The sequence below is a fragment of the Clostridium saccharobutylicum DSM 13864 genome, from assembly GCF_000473995.1.
GTDB lineage: Bacteria > Bacillota > Clostridia > Clostridiales > Clostridiaceae > Clostridium > Clostridium saccharobutylicum.
In genome coordinates, this window is sequence record NC_022571.1 from 2,092,501 (window position 1) to 2,107,571 (window position 15,071).

At 31.9% G+C, this 15,071-nt stretch carries 8 protein-coding genes, 5 tRNA genes and 2 rRNA genes (1 of these 15 running past the window's edge); 14 read left to right on the plus strand and 1 reads right to left on the minus strand.

Annotation, left to right across the window (positions count from 1 at the left end):
• From CLSA_RS09065 to CLSA_RS09110, 10 genes are all read left to right on the plus strand, one after another.
• Positions 1-1,957, plus strand: a 23S ribosomal RNA gene (locus CLSA_RS09065); it begins 953 nt to the left of the window's first position.
• A gap of 75 nt (positions 1,958-2,032) precedes the next feature.
• Positions 2,033-2,107, plus strand: a tRNA-Asn gene (locus CLSA_RS09070).
• A 37-nt stretch (positions 2,108-2,144) separates the two neighbouring features.
• A 5S ribosomal RNA gene (gene rrf, locus CLSA_RS09075) occupies positions 2,145-2,261 on the plus strand.
• A gap of 5 nt (positions 2,262-2,266) precedes the next feature.
• Positions 2,267-2,342, plus strand: a tRNA-Phe gene (locus CLSA_RS09080).
• Positions 2,343-2,346: 4 nt separating this feature from the next.
• A tRNA-Asp gene (locus tag CLSA_RS09085) sits at positions 2,347-2,423 on the plus strand.
• A gap of 10 nt (positions 2,424-2,433) precedes the next feature.
• Positions 2,434-2,508, plus strand: a tRNA-Thr gene (locus tag CLSA_RS09090).
• 26 nt (positions 2,509-2,534) lie between these two features.
• A tRNA-Glu gene (locus CLSA_RS09095) sits at positions 2,535-2,609 on the plus strand.
• Between the two features lie 356 nt (positions 2,610-2,965).
• Positions 2,966-3,766, plus strand: a complete 801-nt coding sequence (locus CLSA_RS09100; RefSeq protein WP_041716217.1) for a hypothetical protein — start codon at positions 2,966-2,968, stop codon at positions 3,764-3,766.
• A 530-nt stretch (positions 3,767-4,296) separates the two neighbouring features.
• Positions 4,297-5,601: an MFS transporter gene (locus CLSA_RS09105; RefSeq protein WP_022745671.1), complete on the plus strand. Its 1,305-nt coding sequence runs from the start codon at positions 4,297-4,299 to the stop codon at positions 5,599-5,601.
• A gap of 619 nt (positions 5,602-6,220) precedes the next feature.
• Positions 6,221-7,621 carry an amino acid permease gene (locus CLSA_RS09110; RefSeq protein WP_022745672.1) on the plus strand — a complete coding sequence of 467 codons (1,401 nt, stop codon included), beginning with the start codon at positions 6,221-6,223 and terminating at the stop codon, positions 7,619-7,621.
• A gap of 428 nt (positions 7,622-8,049) precedes the next feature.
• Here the strand turns inward: CLSA_RS09110 and CLSA_RS09115 are convergent, their stop codons facing one another.
• Positions 8,050-9,009, minus strand: a complete 960-nt coding sequence (locus CLSA_RS09115) for a 2-keto-3-deoxygluconate permease (protein WP_022745673.1) — start codon at positions 9,007-9,009, stop codon at positions 8,050-8,052.
• A gap of 455 nt (positions 9,010-9,464) precedes the next feature.
• Between CLSA_RS09115 and CLSA_RS09120 the strand changes: the two genes are divergently transcribed.
• The 4 genes from CLSA_RS09120 to CLSA_RS09135 all read left to right on the plus strand — a co-directional run bounded on the left by CLSA_RS09120 (position 9,465) and on the right by CLSA_RS09135 (position 15,069).
• The gene (locus CLSA_RS09120) at positions 9,465-10,004 is read left to right on the plus strand and encodes a PadR family transcriptional regulator (RefSeq protein ID WP_022745674.1); all 540 of its coding nucleotides are present in this window, start codon (positions 9,465-9,467) and stop codon (positions 10,002-10,004) included.
• 206 nt (positions 10,005-10,210) lie between these two features.
• On the plus strand, positions 10,211-11,197 hold the full coding sequence (locus CLSA_RS09125; protein WP_022745677.1) for a D-isomer specific 2-hydroxyacid dehydrogenase family protein: 987 nt from the start codon (positions 10,211-10,213) through the stop codon (positions 11,195-11,197).
• Positions 11,198-11,867: 670 nt separating this feature from the next.
• Complete coding sequence (locus CLSA_RS09130; protein ID WP_022745678.1) at positions 11,868-13,862, plus strand: methyl-accepting chemotaxis protein; 1,995 nt, start codon at positions 11,868-11,870, stop codon at positions 13,860-13,862.
• Positions 13,863-14,136: 274 nt separating this feature from the next.
• Positions 14,137-15,069 carry an AraC family transcriptional regulator gene (locus tag CLSA_RS09135; RefSeq protein WP_022745681.1) on the plus strand — a complete coding sequence of 311 codons (933 nt, stop codon included), beginning with the start codon at positions 14,137-14,139 and terminating at the stop codon, positions 15,067-15,069.
• Positions 15,070-15,071 lie beyond the last annotated feature (2 nt).

A 15,071-nucleotide genomic window follows, 5' to 3' on the forward strand; every position in this document is an offset into this window, starting at 1 on the left:
AATGCCATATACTATCAGTCCGGCAGTCAGACTATGAAAGATAAGTTCCATGGTCAAAAGGGAAACAGCCCAGATCGTCAGCTAAGGTCCCAAAGTGTAAGTTAAGTGGAAAAGGATGTGGGATTTCTAAGACAACTAGGATGTTGGCTTAGAAGCAGCCACTCATTAAAAGAGTGCGTAATAGCTCACTAGTCAAGAGATCCTGCGCCGAAAATGTCCGGGGCTCAAACTTACCACCGAAGCTACGGGTTCACAATTTATTGTGAGCGGTAGAGGAGCGTCGTAATCGGGCTGAAGTCGTACCGAAAGGAGCGGTGGACTGATTACGAGTGAGAATGTTGGCATTAGTAGCGAGATGTAGGTGAGAATCCTACAGGCCGAATATCTAAGGTTTCCTGAGTAAAGTTTGTCTTCTCAGGGTTAGTCGGGACCTAAGGCGAGGCCGAAAGGCGTAGTCGATGGACAATTGGTTGATATTCCAATACCACTATAATCGTTATTATCGATGGTGTGACGGAGAAGGATAGGATGTGCTAACTATTGGATGTTAGTCTAAGCGTTTAGGGAGTTAGGATAGGCAAATCCGTTCTAACAATTCTGAGGCGTGATGGGGAAGGTTCTACGGAACCGAAGTATCTGATTCCATGCTTCCAAGAAAAGCATCTAGAGAGAGAAGTAGTGCCCGTACCGCAAACCGACACAGGTAGATGAGGAGAGAATCCTAAGGCCGACGGAAGAATTGCAGTTAAGGAACTAGGCAAATTGACCCCATAACTTCGGGAGAAGGGGTGCCTGCTTTACGGCAGGCCGCAGAGAATAGGCACAAGCAACTGTTTAACAAAAACACAGGTCTCTGCTAAAGCGAAAGCTGATGTATAGGGGCTGACGCCTGCCCGGTGCTGGAAGGTTAAGGGGAACACTTAGTGCAAGCGAAGGTGTGAACTTAAGCCCCAGTAAACGGCGGCCGTAACTATAACGGTCCTAAGGTAGCGAAATTCCTTGTCAGGTAAGTTCTGACCCGCACGAATGGCGTAATGACTTGTGCACTGTCTCAACTGCAAATCCGGCGAAGTTGTAGTGCGAGTGAAGATGCTCGCTACCCGCGATTGGACGGAAAGACCCCGTAGAGCTTTACTGTAGCTTAGCATTGAATTTCGGTATTGTCTGTACAGGATAGGTGGGAGACTGGGAAACTAGGGCGTCAGCCTTAGTGGAGTCGTTGTTGGGATACCACCCTGATAGTATTGAAATTCTAACTGGATGCCATGAAACTGGTGACAGGACATTGTTAGGTGGGCAGTTTGACTGGGGCGGTCGCCTCCTAAAATGTAACGGAGGCGCCCAAAGGTTCCCTCAGAACGGTCGGAAATCGTTCGAAGAGTGCAAAGGCAGAAGGGAGCCTGACTGCGACACCTACAAGTGGAGCAGGGACGAAAGTCGGGCTTAGTGATCCGGTGGTACCTCGTGGGAGGGCCATCGCTCAACGGATAAAAGCTACCTCGGGGATAACAGGCTGATCTCCCCCAAGAGTTCACATCGACGGGGAGGTTTGGCACCTCGATGTCGGCTCGTCGCATCCTGGGGCTGAAGTAGGTCCCAAGGGTTGGGCTGTTCGCCCATTAAAGCGGCACGCGAGCTGGGTTCAGAACGTCGTGAGACAGTTCGGTCCCTATCCGTCGCGGGCGTAGGAAATTTGAGAGGAGCTGTCCTTAGTACGAGAGGACCGGGATGGACTGACCTATGGTGTACCAGTTGTTTCGCCAGAAGCATAGCTGGGTAGCTAAGTCGGGAAGGGATAAACGCTGAAAGCATCTAAGTGTGAAGCCCACCTCAAGATGAGATTTCCCATAGCATAAGCTAGTAAGACCCCTTGAAGACTACAAGGTTGATAGGTCAGAGGTGTAAGTGCGGCAACGTATTTAGCTGACTGATACTAATAGGTCGAGGGCTTGACCAATATAATCAAGTTGTAATACATTAAGAACTGTGTGCAATTTTGAAAGAACATGATTTGTTTTTTCAAAGAAGACGTTCCGCGATAGCTCAATGGTGGAGCACTCGGCTGTTAACCGATAGGTTGGAGGTTCGAGTCCTCTTCGCGGAGCCACTTTTACAAAGAAGTTCATTTGATTAATGAACTAGCATCTCGTGATGATGGCATAGAGGTAACACTCCTTTCCATTCCGAACAGGACAGTTAAGGTCTATAGCGCCGATGGTACTGCATGGGAGACTGTGTGGAAGAGTAGGACGTCGCGAGGTAATATGGCTCGATAGCTCAGTCGGTAGAGCAGAGGACTGAAAATCCTCGTGTCACTGGTTCGATTCCAGTTCGAGCCACCATATTGGCTCAGTAGCTCAGTTGGTTAGAGTGCCGGCCTGTCACGCCGGAGGTCGAGGGTTCGAGCCCCTTCTGAGTCGCCAATTTAAATATGCTGGCATGGCTCAACGGTAGAGCAGCTGACTTGTAATCAGCAGGTTGTAGGTTCGATTCCTATTGCCAGCTCCATTTAAATAAAACATAAAACTTAATATGGCTCCTTGGTCAAGCGGTTAAGACACCACCCTTTCACGGTGGTAACAGGGGTTCGATTCCCCTAGGAGTCACCAAGTAAAAAGTAAGTTCTAGTTTAAGCTAGAACTTATTTTTTGTACAGAAAATTATAGGATTTTTAAGGTTTTAAGCAATGAAAGTCTTATTTTATCTAGTTTCAAAATAAGTGATATAAAATCAGTTGTACATACTATTGCAGAAAATATGAAAAATGCTATAAATATTTAAGATTAAGGAGACTAGTTTTGTTGATTATGCGTGTTTAGCTTTTCGTAATAATATTTTAAGGAAAAGTTAAATTAGTTGTTACAAAATTATTAAAGATTTATGATAATATTAATTATGATAGAAGGATTATATTATCGTAAAAATTAAATAAATAAGATGAAATTTTAACTGAGGAGATGATCTTATAGAAATTTTACAAACATTATTATTAAAACCATTAATAGAAACCATTTATTTAACCGGAATGATTATTTTAATAGGATTACTTTTAGGAATATTAAGGGATAATTCTCTAAGTAACTTTAGAAGAAGTTTTGGATTTAATTCTATAATGATAACTGGTTTTATTGGAGTTCCAATACATGAATGTAGTCATGCCATATTTGCATTATTGTTTCGACACTCTATAAATGATATTAAATTACTTCAAATGCCAGATGAAAATGGAACTTTGGGATATGTGAGACATTCATTTAACCCAAATAGTATTTATCAACAGATAGGAAATTTCTTTATTGGCATAGGTCCAATCATAGGCGGAGTAATATCATTATTATTATTAATGAAGATTTTTTTGCCATATTCATATTCTGAATTTGTAAAAATATCAATCACAAATCGTAATATTACTAATTTAAACATGGATATTATAAAAGAAATATTAAATTCGTATTATGAGTTAATAAAAACTATATTTACTTCTTCAAATTTTAAAAATCCTTCTTTCTTCTTATTCTTATTCTTATCTATATGTATATCTTCACATATATCTTTAAGCAAAGCAGATATAGATGGAGCTTCAAAGGGTTTAGGCGTAATATTTATTGTAATAATAATATTAAATATGTTTGGATTAACAAATTACATATCAATATCTGCAATAATTAAATACAATGTAGTATTGACAGGTTTTCTTTTAGTAGCGCTAATATTTTCTTTAATAACATATATTATAAGTGAAATTTTAGCAGCGATAATAAAATAAATTATATGATATATTGGATATGATAGCAAATTAGAAAGAAATATTGATGTAGTAATAATGACTACGATGTAAAAATAAATAATTACAATAAAATTGAAAATTAAGAATCAGAAGCATATAATATCTATCTAGTTTTGTGAAAGTAAAAATATTAAATTTAAATTAGGAACTGAAGTCTTATTCCATAGCATATGGGGTAAGACTTTTTATTGTATAAATATATTAATTTTTAAATTTTCATTTTATGAAAAGTATGTTTTCTACAGTGATATACCTGAAGAGTGAAGAATTAGAATTGTATTTAATAATATAAATAGTTCAATTATTAAATTATCAATAAATATTATTAGAAGGTGATTAAACAGATAATGAATCCATAATAAAATTGACAAAATAACAATAAAATGGTACCATATTATGGTTAATTATACATTGTAATTCTGTAAAAATTAATTTATAGAATATATTGGCCAAGCTATCTTGGTTAATATTATGGATTTATTATTATATTATTAGGAGGATTATTGATCATGACTATTAACGGTAGTCTCACTAAGAGAAAATATTTTAATGTTATTTTACCTCTTTTCATAGGATCAATGTTGGCTTATCTTGACAGGCTCAACATATCTTATGCTGCGCTGACAATGAATAGTGATCTAGGATTTAGCTCACAGGTTTTTGGAATGGGTGCAGGTATTTTATTTTTTGGTTACATCGCATTTGAAGTACCAGGAACTGTGTTTGCTGAAAAACGAAGTCCTAGTAAATGGATTGTTAGGATTATGATTACGTGGGGGATGGCTAGTGCTCTTATGGCATTTATACATACACAGACTCAGTTCTATATTGTTCGTTTTTTGGTAGGAGCTGCAGAAGCGAGTTTTTATCCTGTTTGCTATTCTTCGATTATTCCACGTTGGTTTAATCATAAGGAAAGACCAAAGGTACTATCGATAATGTTGACTTCTATGCTGGTTTCCAGTATCGTTGGTTCACCTTTAGCAGGAGTAATGCTAGATATTACAGTACTTGGATTAAAGGGATGGCAGATGCTATTTCTTATAGAAGGAATTATTGCATTTATTTTTGGAATTATTTTAATTTTCTGGCTTAAGGATTCACCTAAGGATGTTAATTGGTTAACTCCTGAAGAAAAGAAGGCTATAACAGAAGAATATGAACAAGAAATTGCCGCAAAAAATTCGGTGAAAAAGTATACCTTATGGCAGGCACTAGGAGATAAAACGGTTCTTAAATTAAGTTTTATTTATTTCATGTGGGTTACTGGTTTTTGGGGATTTGGATTCTGGTTGCCAACAGCATTGAAGTTATTGTCTGGATTAAGTAATTCTAGTGTTAGCTTATTAGTTATAATTCCAATGAGTGTAGCGTTGATTGGCTTTATAATTAATGGTAATTCTTCTTCTAAGACAGGAGAAGTGAGATATCATATAGCTATTCCAGTATTTATTGGTGCTATTGGTATGGCAGTTGGAACTGTTGTAAATAATCCTATATTAAGCTTTGTGTGCACTTGTATTACTTGTGCAGGTGTATATATAGGAATGGGAGTTTGGTGGTCTGTACCTACAACATTTTTAACTGGTCCAGCAGCTGCTGGTGCTACTGGTTTAATTAACTCTTCAGGAAATTTAGGAGGATGGGTTGGCCCTTATTTAGTTGGATTTATTCAAACAAGTACTGGTTCATATACAGGGGCTTATCTATATTTAGCTTTCTCATTAGTAGTTTCAGGAATAATTATGTTAACACTAAAGAAACAAGATGTAGCTAGTATAGTACCAGAAGAATCTTCAGAAAATATTGTGTGATAAAAGCTATGTGATAAAAATGCTATTTATAAATTTAAGACTATGATTATATAATCAAAAGGTGAAAAAATGTAATTTAGTAAGAGCTTATATAAGATAAGCTCTTATTTTTGTACAGCAAATTATAGAATTTTCGAGCACTGAAAGCCTGATTGTATATAGTTTTAGGAATGTTGGTGCATAAGAATGGAAAAGCATAAAACTAGAAAAACAATACCTAAGGGAATGTGATGTGGTCACTTATTTTTGGTATGTTTAGAATTATTTAACTCTAAGGTAATGAAATCTTTAATATATATCGTGTTTATTAGCTTGATATTAATATAGTTTATATATTTAAAAAAATATTCTACAATCGCATGAGTGTTTTTTTGACTCTAAAAATGAATTTATGAAGAATATTACGACAAAATAACTTTTATATTTATATAAAACTAATATAAATATAAAGAAAAAGTTGCAAAATTATTAAATATGTATTAGTATTTAACAGTAAAAATTAAAATTTTAAATAAAAATAGCGAAAAAATAATTGCTATAGAAATTCACCCAATTACAAAATACTTGTAAGAAAAGGTATTTTTAAGTACATGTTTTTTGACTAAGATGGAGGGATAAAATGGATCAATTAACATCAGAAAATCAAAACTTATCAAGAGGACTAAAAAACAGGCATGTTCAATTACTTGCTATAGGCGGTGCAATTGGTACTGGATTATTCCTTGGTTCAGGAAGATCAATTCACTTGGCTGGTCCATCTATTTTATTTGCGTACATAATAACAGGAATAATTTGTTTTTTTATTATGCGTGCCCTTGGAGAATTATTACTTTCGAATTTAAATTACCATTCCTTTGTAGACTTTGTACATGATTATTTAGGAAATGGAGCTGCATTTATTACTGGATGGACATATTGGTTTTGTTGGATTTCAGTTGGAATGGCTGACTTAACTGCTGCTGGACTTTATATACAATACTGGTTCCCGAATATACCTCAATGGGGTCCGAGTCTTATTGTTCTTATAATTTTGTTAATTATGAATCTTATGGCAGTAAAGCTATTTGGTGAAATGGAATTTTGGTTTGCTTTAATTAAAGTTGTTGCAATTTTAGCATTAATCATAATTGGTACATTTATGATTATTAAAGGATTTGCTACAGATGCTGGTGTGTCAAGCTTTGCAAACCTTTGGAGATATGGAGGCTTGTTCCCAAATGGCGTAAGTGGCTTTATTCTTTCATTCCAAATGGTTGTATTTGCTTTTGCTGGAATTGAATTAGTAGGACTTACAGCTGGTGAAACTGAAAATCCAGAGCACGTTATTCCAAAGGCTATTAACAATATTCCAATTAGAATTATTATTTTCTATATCGGAGCACTTATTGTTATTATGAGTATATATCCATGGAATTCAATTAATCCGGATAAAAGCCCATTTGTGCAGGTATTCGCTGCAGTTGGAATTGCAGCAGCAGCAGGTATTGTAAATTTCGTTGTACTAACATCAGCTGCATCTGCTTGTAACAGTTCTATATTTAGTACAAGTCGTATGGTTTACTCCCTTGCTAAAGAAAATAATGCACCGGAATCAATGAAAAAATTAACTGTAAGTCAAGTGCCTTCTAATGCTACAATGTTCTCAGCAATTGTTATCTTGATTTCAGTTATTTTAAACTTTGTTATGCCAGAAGGAGTATTTGTATTAATTACAAGTATATCAACATTTTGCTTTATCTATATTTGGTCAATTATAGTAATCTGCCATATGAGATATCGCAAAACTAATCCAGAACTTGCAGCTAAGAGCAAATTTAAAATGCCACTTTATCCAATAATAAACTATATAATCCTAGCATTTTTTGCATTTGTTATAGTTGTATTGGCGTTTAACAAGGAAACTCGTGTAGCTCTATTTGTAACACCAGTATGGTTTATAGTTTTAGGGATTATTTACAAGATACTTAAATCAAAAAATAACGATTCAGAAGTTGTGAAAAGAAATTTAACCAATGAATAATTAAACATGAGATAATACAATAAAGAATTGATAAATGAAAGAATATAAAAAACATAAATAATATAGTAAGAGCTGTTACAGAAGGATTTTTCAAATTATTCTGTAACAGCTCGCTTTTTTGAAGGTTTGGAATAAATGTTGGATGCTAGAAAGTTTTAGAAGAGTCATTAAATATATATAGATAAACAGACAATGAATTAGATTTGTGCATCTCAACTAGAAAGAAGCTGTATTCCTTTTTAGAGTGTTACACTTATAATTTTGCTGTAAGTATTTCTTTAGTAGAAGTTGTTCTATTCTTGCTTGTTCTCAAATTGTTTCAGGAACATGCAGGAATGGGATAATTTCTAATGGTAAAAATCTATAGCAAAATTATATAGAAACAGAGAAAAAGAATACAGCTTCTTTTAGTAAGTTACCACATAACTCTAAATAATAATCTGCTTATCTATAGTGCTACGGTTACTTGTGGCAAAAAATGATGTTATAAGTGGAGTGATAAAAGTACTGAAAATTACAGTAAAGGCTATTTGACAAACAGAAGAATTGACATAAGGTGCATATATGCTATTTACTTGAGCAGCAAGCTGTGGTGTAGCAATTGACACACCAGCAATGCAGCAGATAGCTGAAGCTGAATAGCCAGGCTGATTTAGAAATACTTTGTCAACAGTGATCATTGGAATGGTATTTACTATATAAAATATAATCAATAATAAAAGTCCACATATACCAGCATGAAAAGCATCAAAAATGTTAATATTAGAGCCAAGTGAAAATCCTAGGAAAGGAATAATAATGCTATTACCAGGCTTCAACATTTCATATATATTACGATCGAGATTACCTAAAATTATTCCTAAGACAAAAGGTATAGCAGTTGCAAGGATTGTATTTATATCCATTCCACCACCATTTGCAATATTTAAAATACAAACAGGAAGAGTAGGAACTGCTATAAGATTTAACATTCCAAAAGTAGCAAGATCTAAATCATCACCATAATCATTCATTAAAGCAATATATATGCTTGGATTACAACTAGAAATACAAGTTACCAATGCAAGAGTCGAAAGTCCAAAGAAACCATTCAATCCAAAGAAGTGCACAATTAATATGCAAAATATAATAGATATTAATAGTTTGCTAAGTATTAATATACCGCCTCTTTTCAAAGCTAACTTCAACTTAGACAATTCAAACTGACTACCAGTAATAAAAAGCATCATCCCAATATAGCACATAGTACCTTTGCTTGTGAAAATTGATGTAAAAGGATCACCAAGTTGCAGTATGCTTGGACTAATACTGTTTATTAACATAGCAATAAACATGGGGATAATCAATAACCCCCCAGGAAATTTTTTGATATTATTTAATATATTCAAAATGTACCTCCTTTAAAAATGCATTAATTATATAGATAAATAATTTGAAGTCACATGGTAGTTTACCGAAATTAAATACATTTTTGATATCGATATACACTTAAGTTCGGCAATAATATATAGCTATTTTAATTACAAATTCATTTATCTATATGAATATAAACATGTATTTTTAAACATGTTTTCATATCTATAATAGTCAAAATAAAATTTATTGTCAATATTATCAAAAAAGTCCAATAATATTAAAAGTATAGGATAGTTAAAGAATTCTCATTGCTTCAGTTAGCTAGCACATAACTTAAAATTCCTAATTATTTATGAATATTGACAAAATAAAGAAAAAAATATATTATAAACATGTTATTAATAACATGTTTATAATATGGTTAATATATAATCTTTTAAAATAAAATTTGAAATTGCAATTTGGCAATGAGTAAAAAGAGGTTTTAATGAGAACGATAAAATATTTAGTCTTAGGAATGATTAATAGAAATCCTATGACGGGTTATGACATTACAAAGGAATTTGAAAAGGAATGGGTTGATTTTTGGTATGCTGATCATAGTCAGATTTATCCAGAACTTCGACGCTTATTGAAAGAAGAACTTGTAAGCTTTGAAATAACAGTTCAAGGCGAGAAACTTCAAAAGAAATTATATTCTATAACTGAAAAAGGAAAAAAAGATTTAGTAAACTGGCTTCTTAAGGAAGAGAATGATTTAATTCCAAAGGATATGTTTAAACTTAAGGTTTATTTTTCAGAAGCTTTATCTATCGAGGAAGTTAAGGAGAATTTCAATAACCAGTTAAGAAAACATAAGATGAAGTTAAGCAGTATTAAAAGTGAAATGGACAAAATCCAAAGATTAGATTATGAGTTAACATCAGAATCTTGTAATTATATTGTTATGCAAGGAGCTGTATTTAGAGAGGAAGCATATATATCTTGGATTTTATGGTGCTTAGCTTATATAGATAAAATTAAATAGTTTAGTGGAATGAAGTCAAATTAAATATAATCTATTATTATATTTAATTGCAATATTATTTATTCATAACTTAGTGACGTAGTACTAGTTTTTAATGTAGATTTCAATTTTTAGCATATATAAATATTTAAACTATTTTGTATTATGAATTTTTAGTATATAAATTTTACTATAATTTATTATTACATAAAGGCAAGGGGATAGGGATGAAGGCTTTAGCATATGAAGTAGAAAAACATGAAGTAGAATATTTAAAAAGATATTCAGAAGAATTAAATATAGATATTACAATTGTTAGTGATTTGTTAACATTAGAAACTGTATCATTAACAAAAGGATATGAATACATAACAATAAATGGATTAAGTCAAATAGATAAAGTTTTATTTCAAAAGTTAAAAGAAAATGGTGTGAAATATGTAGCATCACGATGTGTAGGATATAATCATATGGATGTTAACGCAGCAAAAGAATTAGGGATTAGATTAAGTCATGGAACATATTCACCAAACAATGTAGCAGATTTTGCTGTGATGCTTATGTTAATGCTTATTAGAAAAGTTAAAATATCAATGGGTAGATCCAATGTTAATGATTTTTCATTAAATGATTTGCAAGGAAGAGAAATGAAAGATTTAACAATTGGAGTAATAGGTACAGGTAAGATTGGAAGTACAGTAGTAAAAAATCTTAGTGGATTTGGATGTAGAACAATTGCATATGCAAGGCATCCAAATGAAAATTTAAAAGGAATTGTTGAATATGTTGATTTAGAAAGTATATACAGAGAAAGTGACATTATTACTTTACATATGTCACTAACAGATGGCAATTACCATATAATTAATAATGATACGATAAGTAGAATGAAAGATGGAGTAATAATCATTAATACTGCAAGAGGTGGTCTGGTTAATACACAAGATCTTATTGTTGGATTAGAAACAGGAAAGATTGGAGCAGCAGGAATTGATACATATGAAGATGAAGAAGGTATTTGCCATTTCAACCATAATGTTTCAATGGTTGGTCATCGTGAAATGTTTTATTTAAAACAATTTCCTAATGTTATTTTAACTCAACATTATGCATTCTTCACTGATCATGCAGTATCAGATATGGTGGAAAGTGCATTATGTAGTTTAAATGCATTTAGTAAGAATTTAAGCAACGCGTGTGAAATAATTGTATAAAACTTTTAACTCTATAGATACTTGTTACCGGAAGTGTGGAACGTTATTGTAATTCAAAAATAGTATCTCTAAGTTACAGTGTGGAAAAATCATTCTTGTCTTTAATGTGAGACTCATGAAAATCAATTTATATTTTCGTGGGTCCTTTTAGTTTATAAGAATTTAGAGAAATATTTTCAATTCATAATCAATATGAAAAAACTATTAAAAGTAATAATGTAAAAATATTTTAGGATCAATAAAGATGAACTCTGTCACAAATGACGTAGACAGTAATATATTTTAGAATTCATTTATAACAAATATAGACAGTTATTTAAATTAATACAAGTAGTAGAAAAAAATAAAAAAAAGTATTAATAAAGTATATGTTGGTGTATAATAAGATAATTGAGAATAAAAGTATAAAAATGTCATATAAGTAACAATGCTTACTCATTATTATTCTGTGGAATTAGGGAATGATTATTATTTTATATTTTTATTAGTGCGAATAGTCACAATTAAAAACTAATAGCGCAGTATGCGTGTCTATTAGTTTTTTCGCGTGTTTAAGGTTCAGGTGAAGCTATTGTTTCCTATAGAAAAACCAACACGAGCCTAAGAATCGCTTTATATTATACAGTACATGTATAATAAATACTTTATAAGAAGGGGAATATTTATTTATATGAAGAGTATTAAACAAAAAATAATATTAGTTATTTCATTTACATGTATTTTAAGTTTATTAGTATCATCTGCGGTTAGCTACTTTATATCCAATCATGCTGTTATGAAGCAATCAAAGGATAGAATTGTATCCGAAACAGGTAAGTATGCAGCAATTACTAATGGATGGGTTGATGCACAGGGGAAAATACTTAATGAAATTGGAGATGGAATACAGCAAATAGATATCTCCGATGAACAAAGAGTTTTAGATTATCTGACACAAAAAACAAAATCTAATACATTTGCATTAGCAGTGTATGCAGGTTTTACAGATAAAAAATATCTAGATGGATCTGGGTGGATACCTGATGAAGATTTTGTATGTACACAAAGAGACTGGTATAAAAATGCAGTTGATAAGAAGGGATTAGTTTATTCTGAACCATATGTAGATGCACAATCAAAGAAAATGGTAGTATCTATATCAAAGCCTATCGTAAAAGATAATCAGATAGTAGGGGTAGTAGGTGTTGATATAAAACTAGATACAATCACAAATATGTTAGAAGATGCTAAACCTATAAACAATAGTTATGTATTTTTATTAGATGATAACAATAATTTTATAGTACACCCTAATGAAGATTTTCAACCTACAGAAGATGATGCTAAAAGCATTAATAATGTTATGAATGGAAGTTTAGCTAAAGTAAGTGAAAACAATATAAGTTTATTAAAGGATTATGATGGTCAAGAAAAGTATTTTACAACATCTAAAATTGATTGTTGTAATTGGAGAATTGGTATAGCAGTAAGTAAAGCGGAATTAGAAAAACCACTTCAACCATTAATATTAGGTTTTATATTAACAATAGCTGCATCGTTAATATTTTCAATAGTAGTTTCTATATATTTTGGCGGAAAGATAGGGAAACCAATATTATCTTTAACAAAGCTATTAAAGAAAACTTCTAATTTGGATTTAACTCATGATAGTAGTTGTGATTATTTGTTAGAAAGAAAAGATGAAATAGGACAATTAGCTAATGCTGCTATTGTAATGGAGAATTCCATTGCACAATTGATAAAGGATGTGCAAGAAGAAGCATTTGCTATTGAAAATATTGTGAATGTTGTGAGATGTGACGTATCTGAGTTAAATGAAAATGTACAGGAAGTATCACAAACAGCAGAGGAACTATCAGCAGGAATGGAAGAAACAACAGCATCTGCGGAAGAAATGTCATCTATGTCACAAGGAATAGAAATAGCTGTTAAATCCATAGCTGAAAAATCACAGGATGGAGCATTGAAATCTGGGGAAATAAATCAAAGAGCTGAAGAAACTAAGGACAATGTACAAGCATCTCAGAAAAAAGCAAATGAAATATTTATAAATACAAAAGAAGGGCTTAAAGATGCTATTAAAGAGTCAAGTGTAGTAGAGCAGATAAATATTCTTTCAGAAGCTATTATGCAAATAACAGATCAAACAAACCTTTTAGCTTTAAATGCAGCAATAGAAGCTGCAAGAGCAGGTGAAGCAGGAAAAGGATTTTCAGTAGTAGCCGATGAGATTAGAGTCCTTGCAGATCAATCAAATAGTACAATAGGCGAAATACAAAATGTAACAGTTAAAGTTTTGGGAGCAGTTAATAATCTATCAGAAAGAGCTAATAACCTTCTAAAGTACATAGAAAAAGATGTTCATAAAGATTATAAGACAATGCTTGCAGTAGCCAATAAATATAGTGATGATGCTAAATTTGTAAATAATTTGGTAGAAGAGTTTAGTTCTACATCAGAGGAACTTTTTGCATCAAATAGTGAGGTATCAAGATGCATAGATTGTGTAGCACAGGCAGCAAATGAAGGAACATCAGAAATAGTAAATATATCAATGAGAATATCAGAAATTGGAAGTAAATCAAATGATGTATTAGAACAAGCACATAAAGCAAAGGAAAGTGCTGATAACTTGAAAATCGAAATTTCTAAGTTTAAAATTTAAACTATAGTGGACCAAGACTTGGTATTATATATATCCTCGACAATAGTGTTGTCGAGGATTTTTGTTTTTGTTGCTGGCTGTGCTATTTCACGTTGAAATGTTTTGCTAAGCAAAATCTAATTAGTTTATGTTATATGATTTAGTTATAATATGAGTAGTCTGAAAATGAAATAAAATTTGTACAAAAATGATAACAAATATATTTTGATATAACTTATAATTACAATGTAAATATTTACAAGGTGATTATAGTGTATCATGAAATGGAGGAAATATGAGTTCATATATTTTTGAAACAATTGAGCATGAAGAGAAATATCCAGCAAAAGTGTTTGTAACATCAATTGAACATTCTAGTTTTCATTGGCATTATGATTATGAATTAATTTTAATTTTAAAAGGATCTTTAATAGTAAATGCGAGCCCCAAGATAACGGTGTTGGAGGCAGGAAATATTGTTTTGTTAAATTCAAAAGCAGTACATGAATTACAACGTACTAAGGAAGATAATGTATGTTTATTTATTCAGATGAACGAGAATTTATTTAAGAATTCAAAAGATGATAATAAATCATATTATTTTTATTTAAATAGCAAACTTAGCGATAAAAAGCCTAAAAACGGATATAGTGCATATGTTGCTACTGCTGCGAAAATTGGACTTGAAAGTCAGGGAGATGAAATATTTAATAATTGCCGGGTAAAATCTTTAGTTTATATGTTAATAGCAGATTTATTTGAATTCACATTATATGATATTCATCAAAAAGCTGTAAATTTAAAAGAAACAGAGAATACAGAATTACTCATGCAGGTAATAAATTTTATTCAAAAAAATTATAAAAAGGATACGGTGTTAGAAGAATTATATAAGTTTATAGGCTTATGCGAGAAATCAGTTTATCGTTTTTTAAAAGCAAATATTGGCTTATCACCTAAGGATTTAGTACTTAGTAGAAAAATAGAAGCTTCTAAATATATGCTTAAGTTTTCAAATAAATCAATTAGCTTTATAGCAAATGATTGCGGCTTTTATTCTGAAAGTACTTTTTACAGAACTTTTAAAAAAGAAATGGGTGTGACGCCTGCTGAGTACCGAAAAAGTGGAGCAAGTTTAAATGCGGATCATAATATACAAGGTTATTTACGGTTTAATTTTAAAGAATCTATTAATTTATTAGAAAAATATTGTAAAGGAGATATGTAAAA